The sequence below is a fragment of the Planctobacterium sp. AWH2_060 genome (genome assembly GCF_056158425.1).
On the sequence record NZ_JBSWTG010000001.1, the window covers coordinates 1,631,608 to 1,653,107 of the forward strand.

The window sequence follows — 21,500 nt, forward strand, 5'->3', positions numbered from 1 at the left end:
CCATCGACGATTTTTCCTTTAATCTGGTCCAGACCAGCCCTAAGCATAGCGCAAAAAACAAGCTAAGATGACTTCACAGCATTATTTTGTTAAATCTGGTCAGTTGTAGAGTAATACCAATCAGTATAAATAAGAGTTATTGAGGTAAAACGTCTGTAGGAAACGGAATATTCCAGATAAATTCACAATAATAGCGCCCCTGAGTTTTCAAGGACGCTGTTAATGACTCTATTGATTATCAATGATCACGCCACCGGATGGCGACGGCTTGGGCTTGCTTTTAGTTGATGGGATTACAATACCACCGGCTGAAGACGGGTTGTGATTCGGGCTTTCAGGAATTAGGCGTTGATTTTCAGCATCGTGATATACAGGTATGTCATTGCTCAGGCGAACAATAGAGCCTGCCACCATATCTTCTATATTCCCGGCAACAACACTGGCGTATGCCAGCTTCGAGGTAACTCTGACAACAGCTATCTGTCCAACCGGAATTTCCATATGACCCAAAGACTCTTTAGTGTAGGGATCTATCAGTTTTTCTCCCAACACAAAAACATCAAACAGCTCCCCTGGTTCCAGACTTTTGCCGCCCTGATTAAGCACCACAGAACTATGGCTATTTGAAACCACTTTTAGCGGATAGATGGCATTGACAATATCACGAGAAATCTTTGATGCGGTATAAAGATCAGTGATATCTGAGTCCAGAGTAGTCTTGTCCTGCCATTTAACCTGTCTGGTGGCAAGATTAATGATCTTGTAACTGACTTCGCTGTACAAATCGAGAATTTCACTGCGCTCGCCGGTAAACTCATTCACTTCGGTGCGAGAATCATCGAAAAATGCCACCTCACCGACCACCAGATAATCTAGTCCCAACACCTGAGATAAACGCACCTTCTCACTTAGCGGCGTGTCTGCACTCATCAGTAGCGCTTTTTCTTTCTGGTATTCGGTATTGTGCTCACGGTCAAGCACGGCAAAACGACGGGATTGTACTAAATGGGTTTGCAGGTTCTCGGCAAACTCCTTACCAAAGCGCCCCTCAAATGGTGCAACCACCATTTTACGGCGCTTATCAGGTGACAAGCCGGGGCTGTCATACTTAGGAATAACGACCCGCAAATCCACTTCGCATTCTTCATCACAAAAGCTATTGAGCACCTCATAACTTTTGATTTGCCCGCGAGTTTTCATGGTGGTGATGTTTTCCAATGCAACACTGACAACCGATTCACCGTTAACTTTGAGCTTATTGGCTTGACGCCACGACTGACTGTTAACATCAACCCCATGAACCTGTGCAATCGCACTCACCAGGCCCTTTTCAATTGCAGTTTCTTCGGTCAGCCCCCTGGCAGTTAACTCCACCGCGACATCCTTTGCTAAGACCAGATGACTAACCAGCAATAAAGCTGCCGTAGTGATAATTTTAAAAGTCGTCATCATCAGCTCCATCACTTTCACCTGACACTGGCGTTATGGTCGCCTGAGTTCCTGATGATTTGTTTTTCTTAAGTTCTTTGTTGTTTTTAAATGCACGAGTGGCCTGCTCAGCCATCGGATGCCACATCAAAACAACACCATTAATTTCACGATTAGTAACCGGATGTTTGGCACTCCAACGTTTAACCTGTTGCAATCCCACCAACCCCTTAACATTCGAGCTAACTTTCGACATTTGGCTGATTTCTTTAATGACTTTAGCCACTGTCTGCTCCTGAGTTTCAATATCGCCCGGTGAATTCATAGTTGCGGAAGCCGTTCGGGATTTGTCACTGGTACTGCTACTGGCCGCTTCCACTCTGCCCACAAGGTTATAGGTTTCCGCGATGTGAGCAAATGCATTTAGCTCGGCATCCAGGTAACTGAATTCGCGATTATCTACGCATTCTTCATAGTCAGCAGGATTGCAATCATTGCCTGCCATTCCAAACGACAGCAGTACCGGATAGCCCTTTTCATCCCAGTGAATTTTTGTCCCTATCTGATACATCAGATTGTCCTGATGTTGCTCCAGATAATCCAATACCGGCAGTTTTGCCTTTTCCGGCTCCGGTTCAATATTGCCTTTGCTCTTGCGCAGCGATGCCAGGAAGTTCTTTTTCTTAACCGAGGTGGCGATAACAACAGATACGGCGGTATTGCCATTGCTGTCTGTTTTCTCGTAAGACTTCATAATCTGGGTGCCGGTAATGTCCCCCATTGACACAGTTTCAACCGTCTGGGTAACGGCTTTTTGCATCATGGTTTTGCGCTTTGAAGGCGGGGCCGCATCATATTCCTCAGGGTTAACCCCAAGTTCCCGCAATTCGCCATCCACCGTGGCATCAGCCAGGGCTACAATCTTATCCAGTAAAGCTTCAAACTGACTTTGAGCTTGCAGTTCTTCTGCTGTAAATTCCGGTAAACGATTGGATTTAAAGCTCTTGCGAATGGTTTCGGTAGCCACACTTGTGTAAAGCTGTTTTAGCATAGCCTCGCGGGCTTTTTGCATCGCCTCAGTGTAGGCCAAAACACGAGCATCGCCCCAACTGGCCTCAGTAGGCCTGATACTAATGAGTGCAGTCCCTGCATGCATAAATACTTGTTTATTCTGTGACGCAAATTTACGGCGTTTATCTCTGATATATTGCTGGGCTTTTTCATCTACATAGGCAGCAGCATCCGCCGGCCTTTCCTCTTGCGCCTCGACGACTTCCTGTCCGGTGGCGGCAGGCTGTTGGGCTTGCTCTTCAAGCATCACAATATCCAGCACTTCTCCCGCCTGTGCGGTTGATTGAGCTACACTTTGTCCGGCAAGCGTCAGAGAGGTGATTCCAAAAATAAGATTCAAAACATGTTTAGTGCTACACATAAGCATTCCTTTCTTGTTGTTTTTAGGCAAAAAAGAAAAAGGCTTTAACAAGCCTTTTTCAGTTTTTACTCACTAATTACCATGAAACAGAGTCATTGCGACCTGTTTTAGCGATGGGATATTCTCCCTCCCAATAAGCTAATCCGGTCTCCAGTTGCGTCATGGTCAACTGAAAATAATACTCAACCAGTTGTTTTGAACTGCTGACTTTACTGGTTCGCTGAATGATCTTGCCACTCAAGCTGAAATCAGGCGCGTAAACCTGACCATCTTTTTTGGTGGTGTTTTGGTTGATCAGACTGGAGTTTTGCAATTCACGTGATTTTGCCGTACTGGTATCTTCAGGTCCGGCACCAGTAAAGTTCACTGCCGTTGTAGTCAAAAACTTTCCGCTATTTAACAGACCGACACGGATCTTTTTCACCAGTTGATCGGTGTCAATGCGCTGAGTGGTGTCGTTAATGATGTTGTAGATAGACAAAATGTAACGTCCACCTTTATCGGCATCAGGATGCACCAACAATGGGCTGGCGATGATTTCATCCAGCGCCTGATTGGCAGCTGCTTCAAAATCTCTCTGCGCCAGTCCCATAACCACAGTATCTTCATCATGGGTTGAAACATATTTAGTCGTAGACTGACAACCAGATACTGCCAACAACATCGGGATTGTGGTAGCAATTAAGAGCTTTTTCATTTATTTGGTTTCCTTATTAAAGAGAGATAACTTCGATACTGGGTGCAATATTTGAGTTGATGGCTTTCACATAAACAATATTATTTTTAGTGGGATCGATATCAACCATTACAGGTTGTACTAAGCCAGCTGAATCTATGCTGATTGAAGACTGTCCATCATTATCCAGCATCACAGCCTGAAAAGTTTTTGGCAAAATGCTCCAGGTACGAGTATCCGCTTCAGTGGTAGCAGCCTGTAAAATACCGGTGGCAAAGCCTAAATAAGCATTACTGTCGTTAACCTGTTTCTGAGCGACTGTTTTTACAATAGTGCGAGTAATTTCGCGAGTTAAAATCAAAGGGAACTCTTCTTTAAATTCCGCCTTGATGATTTTATCCATATCAGCCACCACTTCAGAAGACAGGCCATTTACTGTGAAGCCATTAAAATAGTCTGGCTGTTCCACCAGCTTGGGCAATGCCATACCCACATAATTCACATTGCTGGATACCAGGAACACTGGCAGGTCAATTCGGAACTCATCCAGTTTCGCCATTTCCCCAGATTCAAAAATTACCCAGGTTTTATTAATGGAATTGAGGTGAGCATCGCCGGACTGAACCTGTTCAGCTAGTGCCTGAGTCTCGTTTGCCACCGTGCTATTGGTGATACCTGCAACCCGTTTGAAGCTGTCTACTGCTTTACCCAAATCCGCAGAATCCTGGGCCGTCAGCATGAAAAATAAGCCATGCATAAAAGTCGAAAACGGATTGATATAGCCCTCATAGGCAGACCACTCCGACATATCAATGCCCTCTTTAGCCAGAATTTTTTCGGCCTCAGATAGACTTTTTTCCACATTATCTTCTGACTGATTGTTTTCTTCAGACTCAAGTTTTTCTTGCTCTTCTTCCGCTGCCTGGGCCTGGGCGTCTTTCTTCTCATTAATTCGCTCGGCAAAGAAATCTGCGGCTCGACGTTGTCTGTCATCCGCTCGATTCCATTCAACTCTGGCGTTAGCATGGTCACCCAATGCTGTGAAATTGATGGCCTTATAAGTGTTCACCATTATTGAATCATAAACCGCCTGCTCGTAATCCATGTAGGTGTCATTGGTCAATGATGAAGCAATGCTTTCACCCGCAGATTCCACCACATTCTCGGTGTCTTCGCTGTACATAATGTCTTCGATTAAATCAAAGAATTGATTGGACTGCACATAGTCGCCTTGCATGCGATAAATGGCCGCAGCTTGCATACCCCAAAGCTGATCATCCAGTACTTTTTTCTCAGCATCATAATCAGCCTCTTCCAGTGCTAATATCAGGGCATTATCAACGCTACCAGCAGCGATGTGTTTGCTGAATTTGACTGAGTCACTATCTGATTTGAACGCACCACCTAATCCTGAGGTTAAACCGGATAATGGACTTGAACCATTTCCTGTAGACGCACAACCGGAGATCGCCATTGCCACCAAAATGCAAATTAGTACTTTTTTCATTTTATTTCCTGAAACTTGTGTTGAATAAACAGGGGGAAGGGTATGACCAAAAAATCCCTTTCTTTTATTAATCCCTGAACAGGGCCTGGTAACAATTGCTTACAAATCAGACCTGCGGGTTAAATATACTCAACTTTTAAAAAAGCTGTCAATGACCTGAACATATATTTCAGAACACAGTAATGACACTAAACCGAAATTATAAACACAGAAATGGATGATTTATGCACGATTTATCTGTATTTAAGCTGCATCGATAAACGGGCTCAAAAGGCATGAATTTTTTATGACAAATAGTAAATGTCGCAAATTATGATATGGTTGCCAGTATCACAACATCATTTCAATGAAATAAATCTCACCGTTAAATGAAAGTAGCAGTTTTCGGTTCGGCTTTTAATCCACCAACCTTAGGCCACCTGGATGCCATCAATTATGTCTTACAACAAGGTTTTGATCAGGTTTGGTTAGTACCCTCTTTTCAGCACGCGTTTGGTAAACAAATGCTGGACTATGATGCCCGCCTTAAATTACTTAACGCCTTTCATCATGATATTGCTAATCCCAATGTGTACATTTGCGCCGTAGAAAAACAAATTGCTCAGGCAGACAAACCCGTGTTCACCTGGGATGTATTAACTCATCTGCAAAACAGTCACCCTGAACACAGCTTCGCATTTGTCATTGGACCGGATAACCAGGCTAATTGGCACAAATTCTACAAGGCCGAAGAAATAACTCAGCAATGGCAGCTTATTGCGGTACCCGAAAGAGAGGCTATTCGCTCAACCCTGGTTCGCACAGCGATAGCGGATGGTTCGTCCATTTCCCAATTAGTCACAGAGGGAGTGGCCAATATTATTTATAACAGCAATTACTACAAACCCGTCAACTAAGTTACCAATATGTCATAAAAAACACATCTTATTGCGTTACCTTGGACTATGTACTTTACTAAAGTTATGTCTGCCTTGATGTAAAAGGTATCATGAATGAGCTTAACAACTAAGTCGGGAACATTGCTGGCTTTAATCATGCTTTTTTTCAGCGGTTTCTCGCAGGCTGAGTTTCGCGTCGTTATGGAGCCCTCCCCTCCATTTCAATTTATTGCCAACAATGAATTACGCGGCCCGGTTGCCTTAGCGGTTAGCTCGAAATTCAAGGCCGCCAAATTAAAAGCTTCATTCGAAGTTTATCCATGGAATCGCGCCTACAGTCTGGCCGCGACGGAACAAAATGTATTCATCAGCAATATTGCCCGTACTCCAGAGCGTGAACATCTGTTTAAGTGGATTGGAGTAGTGCACTCATTTAACTTTGCTTTGATAAGCATCAATGAACTTATCATCGCCGAAAGCCTGGATGACGTCAGAGCCTATACCATTGCTGTGCAACGCAACGATATCGCCCACAGCTATCTCAAAAAAATGGGATTTTCCGAAAATGAAAACCTGTTTGTCACCGCCGATATCACAGAATCCTGGCGATTGCTCAACAAACTCAAAGTCGATTTTGTGGTGGAGGATATTGATATCATCGATATGATGGCTCGTGATTACCTAACAGAAGGAAAAACAATCAGTCACAAACTGCCCTTACCCGAAATGCGATTTGATACCTGGCTGGCAGCTAACCCCTCGGTCAGCGACTCAGTGATTGAACAACTAAGCCAGCTATTTGATTGATAAAAAGCACAAAATATTCAAAGATGTAAATAATTCTTAACATGTAAAGCTAATATCAAACCCGCCGCTCTATTGTTGCATTCAGTAAATTTCTCTAGATTTGTGCCCCAACATCAGCCGTCGCGTCTAAAATTAAACCACCAGCTTTAAATCAGTGCAGCAGACGGCCAAGAGCAAATCTTATTCGAGGAATCCAAGGTGAATTCACAGCAAGAAATTATCGACAGCCTGCCCTCACATTTACGCCCCTTTATTGCATGGCAAGACTATCAGCTTTACACCCCAAGAGATCAAGCCGTATGGCGTTTTCTGATGCATCAATTGGTACAAAACCTGAGTGAGTCAGCCCATCCTATTTATCTTGAAGGGTTGCGCAGAACAGGTATCAACATAGAAGAAATTCCCCAAATTGAGGTGATGAACCAACACCTTAGCGAAATCGGCTGGCGCGCAGCTGTCGTAGATGGTTTTATCCCCCCTGCGATTTTTATTGAGTTCCTGGCACACCGGGTTCTTGTAGTAGCGGTAAACATTCGCTCCTATGCCCATATGTTATATACACCAGCACCGGACATTATTCACGAATCTGCGGGCCATGCTCCCTTTATTATCGATATCGATTATGCCGAATACTTGCAACGCATGGGTGAGTTAGGTCGTCGCGTTATTACCAATAAAGGCGATATTGAGGTTTATGAAGCGATCCGCTCTTTATCTATCGTGAAAGAGAGTCCCAATGCAAAAGCCGAGGAAATCGAAGCTGCCGAAGCTCACCTGAAAGACGCCATTGAGCGTAAAAAAGAAGAGCCACTTTCTGAGGCAGCCCTGATGTCCCGCCTGCAATGGTGGACCACTGAGTATGGTTTAGTGGGCACCGTTGATGATTATAAAATCTATGGCGCCGGTTTGCTGTCCTCACTGGGAGAAAGCCTGAACTGCCTGGACGATGAAAAAGTTAAAAAGCACCCACTGACGTTACGTGCCATAGCTACAGACTATGATATCACCCGCGAGCAACCTCAGTTATTTGTGGCGCGAAGTTGTCGTCATCTCAGTCAGGTTGCCGAAGAATTTGCCAGAAACCTGGCTTGTTACAAAGGCGGTAAATACGGACTGGACATGGCCATTAAGGCAGAGACCGTAAATACTGCGGTTTATAACTCTGGTCTGGAAGTCAGCGGGTTGTTTACCGATGTAATGTACGATCCGATGGGCAACCCGGTTTACATTAAAACAACCGGACCAACACAACTGGCCTACGATGAGCAACAACTTACCGGTCATGGCATCGAGTATCACGAGCATGGCTTTGGCAGTCCAGTTGGTAAACTGGTACAAATCCCTAATTGTTTGTCCACTTATCACGTGGATGACTTACGTGACTTAGGCATTGAGATAGGCAAACGGGTCACGCTTAACTTCCTATCTGGTGTTACCGTTAAAGGTTTGTTGAAAAACATAACCCGCCGCGATGGCAAAAACCTGTTATTCACTTTCGAAGATTGCCGGGTTTCCGATCTGGACGACAACACCTTGTTCGATCCCGACTGGGGAACCTTTGACATGGCGGTTGGTTATAAAATAGATTCGGTGTACGGTGGCTCAGCAGACCCGGCCCAGTATCCGCTTTACAACAATCCTTCGGATACCGCTACAATCGCCGGCGATTACGATGAAGTGACAACACAGTTGTTTTCTTTATATCAAAAAACCCGACAATACCGCGAAGATCAAAGCACTACTGCGACTCAAGTGGAAGAATTGATCCGCTCCTGTCAAAATGCGGTAGAGAATGAGTGGTTATTGATCTTTGAGCTTTTAGAGCTGGCCGTCAAAGTTAATGCGGACAAGGCACTAATCGGAGATCTGGAAACCAGATTAAACCACTTGTTAAATAACGAAACTCACGAAAACCAAATTCTGATCCGCTATGGGTTAAACAGAATTGCAGCGCAAAAGGCAAATGCATGAATAAAATTACCATTATCTCCGGCAGTCACCGCGAAGGTTCTGAGAGCCTGAAAATTTCCAAGGTGATGAAAGAAAAACTGGAAGCCCACTCCAACTGCGACAGTGTTGAAATTATCGATTTAGCCGAAATAAAGTTACCTTTCTGGAGCGAATCTTACACAGCTGATGAAAAAGAGGTTATCGATAAAGTAGCAAAGCAACTTGAATCCTCTGATGGTTTTGTGGTGGTAAGCCCTGAGTGGCATGGCATGGTACCCTCCGCCCTTAAAAACCTGTTTTTGTTATTTACCAGTAAGCAATTTGCTCATAAACCAGGCCTGATTGTTTCAGTATCAGCGGGCGTCGGTGGCAGTTATCCCATCAACGAACTGCGTACCAGCAGCTACAAAAACAGTCGTTTGTGCTACCTGCCGGAACACCTGATAGTGCGCCACGTAAGCAGCATTTTCAACGGTAAAGAAGATGACGACAAGAAATCTGAAGAGTACATTGGCAAACGCGCTTTAGCCTGTGCCGGAATGCTTTTGGCTTATTCTGATGCGTTGCGCACCGCACGTGAAATGATGCCAGACATGAGTGATTTTCCAAACGGTATGTAATAAAACTGGTTCACTACAAGCACCACATTTTGTGGTGCTTTTTTATTACTCATCAGAAAAATCAAAGAAAATAGGTTTTGGTGCCTGTTTTACCAGCCTCTCTTTTTGTTTTTTGGTTAATGCTTTTATCTGGTATTCGTATTTTGATGCCAATGAACGTCCTTCAACTGCCATAAACCACACCATTTCAAAGGGTTTGTTGCGCAGATATTTAGCTCCCGTCCCCTTGCGATGGGCAACCATTCGGCTCTCCAGGTCATTACTAATACCACAATACAGCGCCTGTGTTTTTTTCACTCTTAACAGATAAACAAACCACATCAGCGTTTTCGCCACCAAAGATAAGCGGCGCTGCCAAGCCATAACAAGGCAAACCAATAAGCAGGAACAGGACGATAGTGGATTTCCCATTTATCTTCTTTAGTTCTGTTGTAGTTGTCTAATTCCTTGATGTATTGATGCAGCTGAAAGGAGTGGATATCCGCAAAAGCATCAGCAGGATAAGCATAGATCCCGGCTGTATCAGTAAAAGCGCCATCTTGCAGAATCAATTGATACCAACCGGGTTGCGTCGGCCAGAAATAGCCACAGGCCATTGATTCTCTTTGAGGCAATGTAGATAAGGGAACAAAATAGCTCTCGTTTGCAGATTCAACCCTGAGTTTGGCATTGGGATTAGTTACCAATGCACAGACTTTGGTGCGCAAATTCACATGAGTAATCACACCTTTCTGCAAAGGCAATATACGCCCCTGTTCATGGACTGGCAATGCAGCAGAGATCAGTGTTTGCCAGTAACGACTGTATGCAGTTTGTTGCTGTTGACGTTGCAAAGTAAAGCTGTCGGATAACAAGCTGACAACTATGTGGCCAGCGCCTAATCGCTGCTTAACCGCTAACACCTGCCCCAGGCCATTGTAAATTAAGGCATTTTCAGCACTAGTATCCGAAAAAGCTAAATCCGCCACATTCAGTGCCGCGTCAAACTGAAAATCAGGCAAGCTAAACAGCTGAACATTTTGTTCTTCGCGTTGATAATTTTCCAATTCAATGCCCAATTTCTGCAGCCAGGCAAAATCAGGCAGCTCCGTATCTGCCAAAACAATAAGTCCTTTCCCGCTTTTAATATCATCCTCCAGACTCGCCAATTGCAGGGAATTTAGCCGGGTCAGCTTGCGCCCGTCCATCACAACAAGTCGACTGTTTTCAGGAGTTTGCGCGCTATCGGATTTTTGCGTCAGAGTTTTGTTTGCGCTGATGTCGATGTTTGTCAGCACCGACTGGCCACCAGCCAACAACCAGTTTTTCAGATTGTTGAGTTCGGCATCAGGTGCTGAAGCCCAAATCAGGGTATTTTCCTGAGTCCCGTCTTGCACGTAGAGATGCAGATCCGCCAGTAAAGCGTCGTCAGCATTTTTTAATTGATAATGTACCGGCCCAACAGCCTTAGGCAGTATTTGAAAAACAAAAGAGTCACCGGATTTAACGGTAATACTCGCTACCACCTCTCCGGCAATATCCAACAATGTCAGCTTGTGTAACGGCTTGTCTGTGAAATGATAGTTCCCTTCAATGGTTAAGGTTTGGCCCCGATACAATTGCTTTTGCCAGTTAAGCTGGCTCAATCCCTGTTGTGGTATCTCTTGCATCGCAATGATGCTGTCTACACCTAATTGGGACAGCGCATAGGATGGTAATTGCGTGCCATTTAGCTGTAAGCGCGACATGTTTGGATATAACACCGACAGGGCTTGTAAACTCATTACCGTGGACATATCCGGAAAATCGGGGTTAACACCCATACTCAGGTTGTGCCCTTTGGGCAACACCTGCATAGGCTGGGCATTCGGCAGATGCAGTGTGATCATCTGCTTTTCGTTATCCGCTATTTTGGGTTGCAGTATTAAGCCACTGATTGCCAGCACAATACCCACATAGGCCAGCACAACAAGGGCATTAGCAGAAGCACTGTTTTGGCCTTGCTTCAGGGTCAATCGCAATGCAAAACTGCCAATCAGCAACAGAGCAAATAACAACATCCATTGCCACCATGAAAGCGCCTCGACAATCACAATGCCTCCTGGGTTTGGTTGGTGTCAATTACTTCCGAACTTAAATAATCCCGGTGATAGATAAAAGGTACCGCCTGTGGCTCAGCCAGTAGCTGCCAGAATTTTTGCGCCAGTTGTGTTTGACAGTCCTGACAACCTGGCGGTTGGTATTGTTGGTTGGCGAGCACCGTCTCCATTTGTACCTGGGTCTGGATTAACGCAGGACGGGACGGAACCTGAGTTCTAATCCATGCCAGTACTTCTGTTAATAATTTTGCTGTATCCGCATCCACAGCACCGCTTCCCAACGCTACCGCGCGGTAGGCGCTCAACAATAGTGCCTGGCTATTATCATCTGCCTGAAACTGCACTTCTGTTTGCGGGCTTAACACCTCATCGAGTTCACCCGTTAACCTCTTATCCTCTGAAACAGGTGGCGGTTCAAATCCCAACCGTTTAACGAAAATACGATCCGCCTGGCGCGCCAGTTTCAGATACTTCAGAGCTTCTTCTTCAAATGGTAATGCCTTGTCCGGCTCTCCCAACATCAGGTGTAATTCGGCACTCCACATTTGTTCCACTGAGCGCTTCATATAAGCTCTGGGATTATATTTAATTACCGGACCAATATCGGCATCGCCATGATTATGTCCGTATTGATTGATTAGAGCCATCCTGCCACTCAAATCACCACTGGTGCTGTCTTCACCGTGCTCATGATGTCCATGCCCTGCCTGATGCGATAATTCAGGCTTGGGGGATTGCTCTGTCTCGGATTCATGCTCATGACTACCAGAGTTCAGATGTGGTGCAAACTGACTTTGTGGCTGTTGCTCTTGTGCTTTGTGGTGCTGTTTTGAATGTTCGTGCTCGTCTTCATGGTGCTCAGGATCCGATTCCACATACATGTCGACGCCTTCAAATTCATCTCCTAAATACTGTCCATAGCGTTGCTTAAGATCCGATTGGGCCAGTCCCAGCTGACGGGAGGTTTCATTAAATACGGCCTTGTCCAGTTGCTCTTTGTCCTGCATCAACTGTTTGGTTTCAATAATAATTTGTCGCTGGCTTTTAAAATATTCTAATTCCAGGTCCGTCACTATGCCCTCCGCGGTGATTGTCGCGGCTTCTTCATCCAACCATTTCACAATCAAGGTGGGAGACTTACCTTCTTGTGGAGCTGACGGTAAATTATCCCAGGCCACAATACTCAGATAAAGCTCATCGCCGGGAGTCATATCCAGACTTGTTAAATCCCAGTCAATTTGCAGTGCCTGCTGCTTTTTATTGGATTGAAAATTATCTAATGGCCGTTCAAGGTCACGAAACTTTACCGCCTCCCCACTGCCTCGAGCTAAAGACATTCTCACTCTGGCCTCTGACAATCCAAAATCATCAGTGAGTACCATGCTTAGCTGCAATTGCGGTTGTTGCTCTCTGGCAAACACCAAGGTAGATGAAGGCAATTCTGAAAAGCGCACATTGGGTGGTCGGTCTGGCTGCACCAATATGCTGTAAAAGCCCTGTTGATACACCTTATCCGCTATCCGCAAATGATAACTCTGACTCTGGGTCACTCTCGTTTTAAATCGCGCTGTGTTGTCCTGCCATTGAGGTATCAGTGTTTCACCGTCGGATAACTTCAAAGTAAGCAAATCAACCGGCTGGTTAAAACTCAATAGCCACTCAATTTCGCTGCCTTGCCAACTTTCGATATTAAGCTGCTCAGATTGTTGAACCGGCAATTGCATGTAATCGGGGGCATTGACCCGCACCTGGGTTTTCTGCAGCACGACAGATTGTGGCTTATTACCTGGCTCTTTGGTTGGTAAAGTGGACGAATACAGTGGCAGCCAGAGTACAGTAGAGAGTATTAACAGTATCGCCGCCTTTTTATAATGAAACGGTGGTAGTGTTTGTTTAAATTGCTCCAGGGTTATCTGACCCAACATCGCCTGAGTTCTGGCTTTTTGCAACTGCTCCAAACGATTTAAGTCACGTTCTAGCAATAACAGCTGAGTGCTGTATTGCAGAGAATCAAAATGTTGATTCAGGTGCCTGGCCAATGTCTGCAATGGCACCAAACTAAACCTACCGGATAGGATAAATACCAACAAAAGCAAGGCACTGCTCAGCCCAACAGCACCAAGGGCTAACGACACAGAATTAAGAACTTGTATATCCACCAGCATTTTGCCGAAAGACGCGCAAAACAGTGACAAAGATAACCATAACAGGATTGCTTCTGAGACTCTGCGTCTGCGCAAAATCGACTGAAATACGGCCAACTGATTCATTCTGCCAGCCTCTGTTGATTCAGTCGGAAACTCAGCAGTCGTTCTAAAGCCCACAGCAACAATAACAGAGACAGTAATAGTTCGTTCCAGGGCTGTTTAATCGGCACATTGGATTGAGATTGCTCTAGTTGTTCGCTGACAACATTTGCCGCCATGGGACCTTCGTTACTGGCTTTGAGATACAAAGCAAATAAAGAATGCGCAAACCAGGGTTGTTGTATCCAGGTCTCCAGTTGCTCAAGCAATTGCGGATGAAACAAATGCTGTATCCGTCCTGACAATACCCGGCTCAGCGTCAGCGGAGTACCATCTTCGGTAAATTCAGCGTCCAGAGAGTCTACATAGGGTTCTTCTGCATGACTCAGTAGCTGTGCGGCGGGCTTTAATGCAGATAGAAGCTGTTGCTGCAATGGCTGTCCACTGAGATTGATTAACATATCATAACTATGAGTTTCAGCCCTGCTGGTTGAATACAATTGCACATCCACCTGTAACTTTGGCAAAGCCTGTAGTTTCTGCGCCATTTGCTGTGCCAGCGGTTGCGTCGTGCCAGATGCTATAATTAACCAGCGTGCGGTATCCGCAGGCCCCTGATACTGCTCAGCTATGTACCAGTAAATACTATCCCGGCCCGCTACTCTCATTTCCGGCAATAGTGCAACGTTATTAGTAACAAATACATGTTGTTGACTGCCAGGTGGCAACTGCGCCAGGGTCGCCATTAATTCTGAACCACTAAAGTCTTTGCTTATAAGTCTGGCTCCCTCACTCAAGAGGTCTGCATATTGGTTTTGATGTTGTCCTGAGAAATTCACCGGCCAGTCGCTGGGTGCCAGGACATAAGTTTGCGAGGATTTGGGGATTGGTAATAACCATTGCGCCAGCAGCAAAGCCAGCAACAAGATCATCGCACAGCGCAACAACAATAATAGCCATTGCTGAATTCGGTAGTTGGGCTGCTGAGTTTGTTTAGCCTTCAGTAAAAATTGCAAACTGCCCAGATAGATGTGTTTGCCTTTGTCGGGATCCAACAAATGAATGATAACCGGCACCACTATCGCAACCGCAAACAACAAGCCCAAAGGCACTAAGAAACTCATCGTCCGTGCCTCGTGCGCTGCTGTAAAAAGTGGCTGATGGCTTCACTGAAATCGCGGTCCACCGACAAGCGTTGTAGATTGATACCCCGCTGGTCGCAGTGGCTGGCCAATTGCTCTAGCCAGGCTTGTTGTTCTGCTAAAAATCCGGCTTTAACATTGTTGGCATTAACCTTTCTGATTTCGCCGGTTTCCAGATCTTCGAATTTAATAAAACCACGGTAATCAAATTGCAACTCCTCCTCAGAGTGCAGGTGAAACAGCAGTACATCATTTTTTTGATGCTTGAGGTGAGACAGACAGTCAGTGATTTCAGTACCTGATTGATAACAGTCACTGATAAACACCACCATGCAGGCTTTGCTAATCAGGCCAGAAAGATGTGATTGCCAGCTGTTCTTGGGAAACGAACCGTTGCTATTGTGTTGCTGTAGCGTATGCAACACCCTGTACCAGTGAGTCCGCCCACTGCCAGTTCCTGTAATATCCGGACCATTATTATTGATTAATGTCAGTGAAAAAGGATCGCCTTGTTTCTGCGCCAGATAAGCCAGCGCTCCGGTCAGATACTTACCATAACTAAATTTGCTAAGGGTTCCCTGAGTCTGGCTGATAAAGTTCATAGAAGCGCTGCTATCCAGAATAAAGTGAATGCTTCTTTCACTTTCCCTCTCAGCCTCCCGCACAAAGTACTTATCACTACGGGCAAACAGCTTCCAGTCAATTTTGGCGGCTTCATCTCCCTGTTGGTACACCTTATACTGGTTGAAGTCGGTGCCCACGCCTTTGCGTACACTGGGGTGATGACCGCTTAAATAACCTTCGGCAATGGTGCGAGAAACAAACTCCAGATCATCGTACTGCAACAGTGCCAGCAGCTCTTCGGGTAACGCCATGAAATCAGTTCCCAATTACAAAAACGACTGGCCTTTGAGACTGTCTTGCCAGAGCTGCTCAATGATGGCGTCTGCGCTTTGCTTATCTGCTTCAGCATGAAAGTTTAATAGAATTCGATGTCGCAACACACTGGCGGCAACAGATTTTAAATCATCCAGGGTCACAGCAAAGCGCCCGGCAATCAGTGCTTTGGCCTTAGCACACAATACCAAAGCCTGCCCGGCCCTTGGTCCTGCCCCCCAAATTACATATTTATTGATCATTTCATGGGTGCTTTCCACCGGTCGGGTATTGCGCACTAGCTGCACTGCGAACTCCAACAATTCCGGTGCAATTACTACCTCTTTGACCAGCTGCTGTAATTCGATGATCTGTTCGGAATTCAACAGCGCATTCAGGGTAGCCGAATAATTACCTGTGGTGCGCTGCAGGACTTGCAGCTCTTCTTTAGCACTGGGGTAATCCACCTTTACCAACATTAAAAAGCGGTCCAATTGCGCTTCTGGTAAAGGATAGGTACCCGATTGTTCCACCGGATTTTGAGTTGCCAAAACAAAGAAAGGATCTGGCAATGAATAACGCTTCCCGGCATAGGTCACCTGTTTTTCCTGCATGGCTTCCAGTAACGCGGCCTGTGTTTTAGGCGGTGTACGGTTGATTTCGTCAGCCAGTAAAAAATGGGTAAACACTGGTCCTTTAATAAAGTTGAATTCCCGCTTGCCGGTGGCGTGTATCTCTTCCAGCAATTCGGTACCCACGATATCGCTGGGCATCAAATCAGGTGTAAATTGCAATCGCTGGAAACTTTGCTCCAGGGTCTCAGCCAACGACGAAGCCAGCAGAGTTTTAGCCAGACCTGGTGCGCCTTCCAGCAAACAATGGCCTCGGGCTAACAAGCACACCAGTACCTGTTCGATTACTGTTTTCTGGCCAACGATGCGTTTACCAATTTCTTCAACTACTAACTGGAGGCTATCCAATGATTTATTTTGCAGCGATTTGTTTTCCATCTTGTTATTCCTATGCTGTCAGTGCATACATGACGATATTTACAGCAAAACGGGTATTGTCCACCCGTAACCAGCGTTTATTGCGAAAGTCATAGTCCCACTCACAACCATAATCTTTGTTACTGTAAAGTACGGCGATTTTACCGTTAATCTCTATGGCTTTGAGATACTCATGCACTAAATCATCTCCCCAGCCATTCAACTCGTAGGACGTCCTCGGTGGTCCGTCAAAAGCAAAAAAACTGGAATACAATGGATGATCATTGGGGATTTTTTTCAATGCAGACTCACCAAAGATGTCCGCCATTTGTTGTTCAAAACTACGGGCAAATAACCCGTCGATATCGTGATTGCAATCGTCTACAAACACGAAACCACCATTGCGCACGTACTGTTCAAAGTTATTGCGCTCTTCCAGATTAAACTGCACCAGTTTATGCCCTGCCATGTAACAGAAAGGGCTATTTAACATACGCGGGTCTGCCAACGGCAAAATTCGCTCGGTCAAGTCCACTCTCAGGTGAGTGTATTCAATTAACGAATTTAAAATATTTGCCGGAGTGCGCTCATCCACATCCCAATCGCCAGATTCATAACTCAAACGGGTAAAGTAAAAGTCGTAATCGTCTGCAAAGCTCAGAGGGGGGAAAGCAGAAGCGGCCGATAAGGCCGCTAACTGTTGTAAAAAGCGTCGCCGCTTAATGTGCATATCGACTTACACTGCGTCTGACAAACTACTGAAGGTAAAGTCGCGGATCTTCATGGGCGGAATCAGACCACCGTTGATTCGCACTGGTTTACCCATGGCTTCAATATTGTTCAACATAATGATAGGACTTTCGTTGAAACGGAAGTTCTTCACCGGATACTTAATTTCACCGTTTTCCACATAAAATGTGCCATCACGGGTTAACCCGGTGTACATCAGGGACTGCGGGTCGAGCTGGCGAATGTACCACAAGCGGGTAACCAGAATGCCCTTGCGGGTGTTCTTAATCATTTCTTCCAGCGAATCATTGCCGCCTTCCATAATAATCTGGGTATTACCACCAAATATACCACCGCCAGTATAGTGAGTCGGCTTGTATTCGGTTCCGGTTTTTTGCGCCCAGTAACGAGAATTCGGCATGTTTTTCACTACCCCTTTCTCGATCCAAACGGTTTTGTCCACCGCATGACCATCAGCAGCAAAGGGGGCCGTAGGAACTTCGCTGTTTTGCGGATCAGAATACAGAGTAACCCGCTCATCAAACATTTTCTGTCCCAGCTTGTTCAGTGGGCCGTCTTCTTTGCGATCCTGGGGTTTAATACTCAAAAAGCTTCGCCCTTCATCGGCACTGCGCTGATCCATGGCATTAAACATGTTAGAAATCAGTTGCACTGTGGCCGCAGGCTCCAGGATCACTGTGTATTTACCGGGCTCCATTTCCTTAGCATCCACCGAGCCTTTGGCCTTTTTAATGGCAATGCTTGTGGCTGACTTAGTATCCAGTTTAGATGAGTCTGTGAAATCACGGGTTACCCAGCCAGAGCCTTTACCGTCTTCGGTACGCAATGTCGCAGTAAAATCGATGTTGGTATTGGTATCGTAGGCAAATAGTCCCTTGTTATTCATGATGGCGACAAAGGATTCGCTGTCATTAATAAAGCCGGATACCACCAGCTTGCCCTTTTTCGACAAAGAGATACTGTCGTTGGCCATATTGGCCCGAATGTCAGGGGTAATCGCCGCAGTAGTGGTAGAATGTCCATTGACCTTTTTGTATTTCTGCGGTTCCAGGACCGGCATAAACTCAGGGTTTTCCGGTGCGAGTTTGGCCAACTCTTCCGAGCGACGCACCACTTTTTTCAGTGAGGCGTCATCAAACTCATTTATCGTTGCCACACCGGTCTTCTTACCAAAAGAAGATTGTACTACCAGGGTAACATCACTTACTTCGCCAGCGGTAGATACCGTATTTCTGGCATAACGCACATTGCCTTCCAGGCTGCCGGATAAATTACATTCGCATTCATCGGCTTTGGAGAATGACAACACTTTGACCAATAATTCTTTTGCTTCTTTTTCGCTGATAATAGCCATTTTATAAAATCCTCTCTAATTGTTGTCAGTGCTTACACGTTACGCGCGGTGTTGATAACGTTGACATTGTTAAATCGGGTGGTGGGGCAGCCGTGCGATACAGCGCTCACCTGAGAGGGTTGGCCTTTGCCATCAAAGAAAGAACCACCCAGGCGATAATCTGATTTACCAGCTAGTTGAGTACAGCTGTTCCAGAATTCCTGAGTATTGGACTGATAAGCAACATCCTCGATTTGATCGGTGATCTTGCCATTTTTGATTTCATAAAATAACTGACCACCAAACTGGAAGTTATAGCGTTGTTGGTCAATGGAAAAGGAGCCGCGACCGGCGATATAAATACCGTCTTCCACGTCTTTAATAACATCTTCTGCAGAAATATCCTTTTCGTTGGGTCGCAAAGAGACATTCGGCATCCGCTGGAACTGCACATCTGCCCAACTTTGCGAATAACAACAACCATGTGATTCTTTCTGATCAATCATATGCACCTGGTCACGAGTGGCCTGGTAGTTCACCAGAATACCATCTTTAACCAGGTCCCATTCTTTGGTTTTAACACCTTCATCGTCGTAACCCACATAGCCCAGAGAGCCTTCCTGAGTCTTGTCTGCAAACAGGTTAACAATGTCAGAGCCGTACTGGAATTTACCGGAACGCCATTTGTCCAGAGTAGCAAAGCTGGTTCCGGCATAGTTCGCTTCGTAACCCAATACCCGATCCAGTTCCAGTGGGTGCCCCACTGACTCGTGAATGGTCAACATCAGGTGAGCCGGGTCCAGTACCAGGTCATATTTACCAGGTTCAACAGACTTCGCTTTTAATTTGGCTTTAAGTTGCTTACCGGCTTCAGCAGCATCTTCCAGCATGTCGTATGAATTTTTATAGCCGATATTCGCGCCCTGAACACGGATCTTGTCTTCTTCTTTACCATCCAGATATTCAAAGCCCATACCCACAGGATTCCCCAGACTGTTACGGGTTTTAAATCCGCCCTCACCTACCGATGTGGCAAAAAACGGAGCCCATAAACGGTGCACGTCCTGATCAATGTAGGAGCCATCACTGGAGGCGAAATACTTCTGTTCATTCACGAGGAACAATATCGAGGTGATGTAGTTAGCCCCGTTAGCCATCGCAGCATCATTTACCGACAACAACAAATCCACTTTTTCCTTGATTGGAATTTCTATGGCGTTTTTCTTGATAGGCGTCTGCCAAGACACTTCACCTACCCCTTTCACTGGCGCCAGTTTGACGGGTTCATCCTGAAATTTAGAATTAGCTTTGGCAACAGCACAGGCCTGCATTGCGGTTTTCGCCACTGAATCTGGATCCATTTTGGAACTGGCTGCAAAACCCCAGGTACCGTTGACGATTACCCGAATCCCTACACCCGCAGATTCAGTATTTACAATATTATCTACGTTCTTTTCTCTGGTAGTGACAAATTGATTCAGGTAGCGCCCTATGCGCACATCACAATAGGTAGCGCCTTTTGCTTTCGCGGCATTGAGTGCCACATCAGCAAGTTTCTTTTTAAACTGCACGTCCATCGGTTTATCGAGCAATTGCTCCTCGGCAACAACATTACCCATCACAGGTAACATCAGGGCGCCAGTGCCCACACCGGCGATTTTCACAAATTCCCGTCTGTCCATTTCCAACCTCGTTGTCGTTAAGTGTTATTGTTTTTAAATTTACAGCAGCGTGTCAGACTGTCAGGAATGAAGCACAAGGTCAACTGAGGGGCTTTCGATTTACTGCGGTTAATATTTTCAAAATGTTTCTGCCAGATATGAACATGGCCTGAACAGCATATGGGAACAGCTGAAAGCAATGTCATTGCGGTCATTAAACTGAGTGCAAGACATTTTCACGCGGGTTTCACATTTTCACTTTTAAGCTTTGGGTTTCTTAACCCGGTAAAAAGAGAAATATATGCGTAATCACAATAAAATATGGTCTGGTGCACTGGCCCTGGCAGTCTTTTCAACTGGCCCAGTGGCTGGTACAGCAACTCAAGTTGAAAACCCAAGTCAGCCACAACAGATAGTTTCTGCTGCAACCGACTTAACAGCGGTTATAGCTCAGGCCATTGCAGCGTTCGAAGCGACACCACGCAGTAACTGGTCTCGCTTAGTGGAACGCTACGAAAACGAAGAAGGCGATATCAGTAGCAGAGTTGAACGTTACGATGCCAGTTTACCCAAAGGACAACGCTGGGTATTGCTTAAGCTCAATGGCGAAACTCCCTCTGATAAAGAGCAGCGCAATTACCAGCAAAAACGACAAAAACAGTATGACAAGAAAACAGAATCGCAGGAGTCGAATTTCTCCTTTAGCCTAAAAGAGCTAATTCAGATCCCTACGCTGACATTAGAAAGTGAAGACGACGACTATTTACGTGCGAACTTTAAGGTGTCACTATCTCAGCTAGGCGATGAAGCCTCTAACCACCTGCAGGGTCTGTTAACATACAACAAACAACAGCAATTTATCGAGTCCATTGATATTGCCAATACCGCGCCTTTCTCCCCTATGTTTAGTGCAAAAATTAGCGAGTTGGCTATTCAGTTTAATTTTCAAAAAATAGACACTTCCATATTGCCACTATCGAACAACATGACGATGAAAGGCAGTTGGGCATTTTTTACTGAAATAGATGAAGTGTCTAAAGACACCTACAGTGATTACCAGTATGTGCCAGATACACAGACAAATAAATTAGCAGCCATTACACATTCAGAGAAGAAATAAAAATTCA

The 21,500-nt window shown here is 45.4% G+C and carries 18 protein-coding genes; 5 read left to right on the plus strand and 13 right to left on the minus strand.

Annotated features, from left to right (window positions below; translation table 11 throughout):
• Positions 1 to 228 precede the first annotated feature (228 nt).
• The 4 genes from ACXAD8_RS07145 to ACXAD8_RS07160 all read right to left on the minus strand — a co-directional run bounded on the left by ACXAD8_RS07145 (position 229) and on the right by ACXAD8_RS07160 (position 5,043).
• Positions 229 to 1,461 carry a CsgG/HfaB family protein gene (locus ACXAD8_RS07145; protein ID WP_475226630.1) on the minus strand — a complete coding sequence of 411 codons (1,233 nt, stop codon included), beginning with the start codon at positions 1,459 to 1,461 and terminating at the stop codon, positions 229 to 231.
• A complete protein-coding gene (locus ACXAD8_RS07150; RefSeq protein ID WP_475226632.1) occupies positions 1,436 to 2,860 on the minus strand; it encodes a DUF6844 domain-containing protein in 1,425 nt (474 codons plus the stop codon). The genes ACXAD8_RS07145 and ACXAD8_RS07150 overlap by 26 nt, the downstream gene beginning before the upstream one ends.
• Before the next feature lie 76 nt (positions 2,861 to 2,936).
• Positions 2,937 to 3,557 carry a penicillin-binding protein activator LpoB gene (gene lpoB / locus ACXAD8_RS07155; RefSeq protein WP_475226634.1) on the minus strand — a complete coding sequence of 207 codons (621 nt, stop codon included), beginning with the start codon at positions 3,555 to 3,557 and terminating at the stop codon, positions 2,937 to 2,939.
• A 16-nt stretch (positions 3,558 to 3,573) separates the two neighbouring features.
• The gene (locus ACXAD8_RS07160; RefSeq protein WP_475226637.1) at positions 3,574 to 5,043 is read right to left on the minus strand and encodes a COG3014 family protein; all 1,470 of its coding nucleotides are present in this window, start codon (positions 5,041 to 5,043) and stop codon (positions 3,574 to 3,576) included.
• Between the two features lie 368 nt (positions 5,044 to 5,411).
• Here ACXAD8_RS07160 and ACXAD8_RS07165 point away from each other — a divergent pair, with 368 nt between their 5' ends.
• The 4 genes from ACXAD8_RS07165 to ACXAD8_RS07180 all read left to right on the plus strand — a co-directional run bounded on the left by ACXAD8_RS07165 (position 5,412) and on the right by ACXAD8_RS07180 (position 9,298).
• Positions 5,412 to 5,939, plus strand: coding sequence for a nicotinate-nicotinamide nucleotide adenylyltransferase (locus ACXAD8_RS07165; protein ID WP_475226639.1), 528 nt, complete (start codon positions 5,412 to 5,414; stop codon positions 5,937 to 5,939).
• A 96-nt stretch (positions 5,940 to 6,035) separates the two neighbouring features.
• Entirely contained in the window at positions 6,036 to 6,728 is a 693-nt protein-coding gene (locus tag ACXAD8_RS07170) for a substrate-binding periplasmic protein (RefSeq protein ID WP_475226641.1), read from the plus strand.
• Between the two features lie 198 nt (positions 6,729 to 6,926).
• Entirely contained in the window at positions 6,927 to 8,699 is a 1,773-nt protein-coding gene (locus tag ACXAD8_RS07175; protein WP_475226643.1) for an aromatic amino acid hydroxylase, read from the plus strand.
• On the plus strand, positions 8,696 to 9,298 hold the full coding sequence (locus ACXAD8_RS07180; protein WP_475226646.1) for an NADPH-dependent FMN reductase: 603 nt from the start codon (positions 8,696 to 8,698) through the stop codon (positions 9,296 to 9,298). Before ACXAD8_RS07175 ends, ACXAD8_RS07180 begins: the two co-directional genes overlap by 4 nt.
• Before the next feature lie 45 nt (positions 9,299 to 9,343).
• On the opposite strand, the gene ACXAD8_RS07185 is transcribed toward ACXAD8_RS07180, so the two are convergent.
• Genes ACXAD8_RS07185 through ACXAD8_RS07225 form a run of 9 tightly spaced genes read right to left on the minus strand, consistent with a single transcriptional unit; the run spans position 9,344 to position 20,394 of the window.
• Entirely contained in the window at positions 9,344 to 9,661 is a 318-nt protein-coding gene (locus tag ACXAD8_RS07185) for a GIY-YIG nuclease family protein (protein ID WP_475226648.1), read from the minus strand.
• A complete protein-coding gene (locus ACXAD8_RS07190; RefSeq protein ID WP_475226649.1) occupies positions 9,619 to 11,370 on the minus strand; it encodes a hypothetical protein in 1,752 nt (583 codons plus the stop codon). The genes ACXAD8_RS07185 and ACXAD8_RS07190 overlap by 43 nt, the downstream gene beginning before the upstream one ends.
• Positions 11,367 to 13,646 (minus strand): hypothetical protein, encoded by a 2,280-nt coding sequence (locus ACXAD8_RS07195; protein WP_475226652.1) that lies wholly within the window; start codon positions 13,644 to 13,646, stop codon positions 11,367 to 11,369. The genes ACXAD8_RS07190 and ACXAD8_RS07195 overlap by 4 nt, the downstream gene beginning before the upstream one ends.
• Positions 13,643 to 14,746: a BatA domain-containing protein gene (locus ACXAD8_RS07200; protein ID WP_475226654.1), complete on the minus strand. Its 1,104-nt coding sequence runs from the start codon at positions 14,744 to 14,746 to the stop codon at positions 13,643 to 13,645. The genes ACXAD8_RS07195 and ACXAD8_RS07200 overlap by 4 nt, the downstream gene beginning before the upstream one ends.
• Positions 14,743 to 15,639, minus strand: a complete 897-nt coding sequence (locus tag ACXAD8_RS07205; protein WP_475226656.1) for a DUF58 domain-containing protein — start codon at positions 15,637 to 15,639, stop codon at positions 14,743 to 14,745. The genes ACXAD8_RS07200 and ACXAD8_RS07205 overlap by 4 nt, the downstream gene beginning before the upstream one ends.
• Before the next feature lie 15 nt (positions 15,640 to 15,654).
• On the minus strand, positions 15,655 to 16,650 hold the full coding sequence (locus ACXAD8_RS07210) for an AAA family ATPase (protein WP_475226658.1): 996 nt from the start codon (positions 16,648 to 16,650) through the stop codon (positions 15,655 to 15,657).
• Positions 16,651 to 16,660: 10 nt separating this feature from the next.
• A complete protein-coding gene (locus ACXAD8_RS07215; protein ID WP_475226660.1) occupies positions 16,661 to 17,359 on the minus strand; it encodes a DUF4159 domain-containing protein in 699 nt (232 codons plus the stop codon).
• Positions 17,360 to 17,365: 6 nt separating this feature from the next.
• On the minus strand, positions 17,366 to 18,733 hold the full coding sequence (locus tag ACXAD8_RS07220) for a TldD/PmbA family protein (RefSeq protein WP_475226663.1): 1,368 nt from the start codon (positions 18,731 to 18,733) through the stop codon (positions 17,366 to 17,368).
• Positions 18,734 to 18,765: 32 nt separating this feature from the next.
• Positions 18,766 to 20,394, minus strand: a complete 1,629-nt coding sequence (locus ACXAD8_RS07225; protein WP_475226666.1) for a TldD/PmbA family protein — start codon at positions 20,392 to 20,394, stop codon at positions 18,766 to 18,768.
• A 280-nt stretch (positions 20,395 to 20,674) separates the two neighbouring features.
• Between ACXAD8_RS07225 and ACXAD8_RS07230 the strand changes: the two genes are divergently transcribed.
• Complete coding sequence (locus tag ACXAD8_RS07230) at positions 20,675 to 21,493, plus strand: hypothetical protein (protein WP_475226668.1); 819 nt, start codon at positions 20,675 to 20,677, stop codon at positions 21,491 to 21,493.
• Positions 21,494 to 21,500 lie beyond the last annotated feature (7 nt).

Bases quoted from the DNA above. Each gene is read 5' to 3' on its own strand.
- ACXAD8_RS07145 (WP_475226630.1), bottom strand. From the start codon at position 1,461: ATGGAGCTGATGATGACGACTTTTAAAATTATCACTACGGCAGCTTTA.
- ACXAD8_RS07230 (WP_475226668.1), top strand. From the start codon at position 20,675: ATGCGTAATCACAATAAAATATGGTCTGGTGCACTGGCCCTGGCAGTC.
- ACXAD8_RS07210 (WP_475226658.1), bottom strand. From the start codon at position 16,650: ATGGAAAACAAATCGCTGCAAAATAAATCATTGGATAGCCTCCAGTTA.
- ACXAD8_RS07170 (WP_475226641.1), top strand. From the start codon at position 6,036: ATGAGCTTAACAACTAAGTCGGGAACATTGCTGGCTTTAATCATGCTT.
- ACXAD8_RS07180 (WP_475226646.1), top strand. From the start codon at position 8,696: ATGAATAAAATTACCATTATCTCCGGCAGTCACCGCGAAGGTTCTGAG.
- ACXAD8_RS07185 (WP_475226648.1), bottom strand. From the start codon at position 9,661: ATGGCTTGGCAGCGCCGCTTATCTTTGGTGGCGAAAACGCTGATGTGG.
- ACXAD8_RS07150 (WP_475226632.1), bottom strand. From the start codon at position 2,860: ATGTGTAGCACTAAACATGTTTTGAATCTTATTTTTGGAATCACCTCT.
- ACXAD8_RS07225 (WP_475226666.1), bottom strand. From the start codon at position 20,394: ATGGACAGACGGGAATTTGTGAAAATCGCCGGTGTGGGCACTGGCGCC.
- ACXAD8_RS07165 (WP_475226639.1), top strand. From the start codon at position 5,412: ATGAAAGTAGCAGTTTTCGGTTCGGCTTTTAATCCACCAACCTTAGGC.
- ACXAD8_RS07215 (WP_475226660.1), bottom strand. From the start codon at position 17,359: ATGCACATTAAGCGGCGACGCTTTTTACAACAGTTAGCGGCCTTATCG.
- ACXAD8_RS07160 (WP_475226637.1), bottom strand. From the start codon at position 5,043: ATGAAAAAAGTACTAATTTGCATTTTGGTGGCAATGGCGATCTCCGGT.
- lpoB (WP_475226634.1), bottom strand. From the start codon at position 3,557: ATGAAAAAGCTCTTAATTGCTACCACAATCCCGATGTTGTTGGCAGTA.
- ACXAD8_RS07200 (WP_475226654.1), bottom strand. From the start codon at position 14,746: ATGAGTTTCTTAGTGCCTTTGGGCTTGTTGTTTGCGGTTGCGATAGTG.
- ACXAD8_RS07205 (WP_475226656.1), bottom strand. From the start codon at position 15,639: ATGGCGTTACCCGAAGAGCTGCTGGCACTGTTGCAGTACGATGATCTG.
- ACXAD8_RS07195 (WP_475226652.1), bottom strand. From the start codon at position 13,646: ATGAATCAGTTGGCCGTATTTCAGTCGATTTTGCGCAGACGCAGAGTC.
- ACXAD8_RS07220 (WP_475226663.1), bottom strand. From the start codon at position 18,733: ATGGCTATTATCAGCGAAAAAGAAGCAAAAGAATTATTGGTCAAAGTG.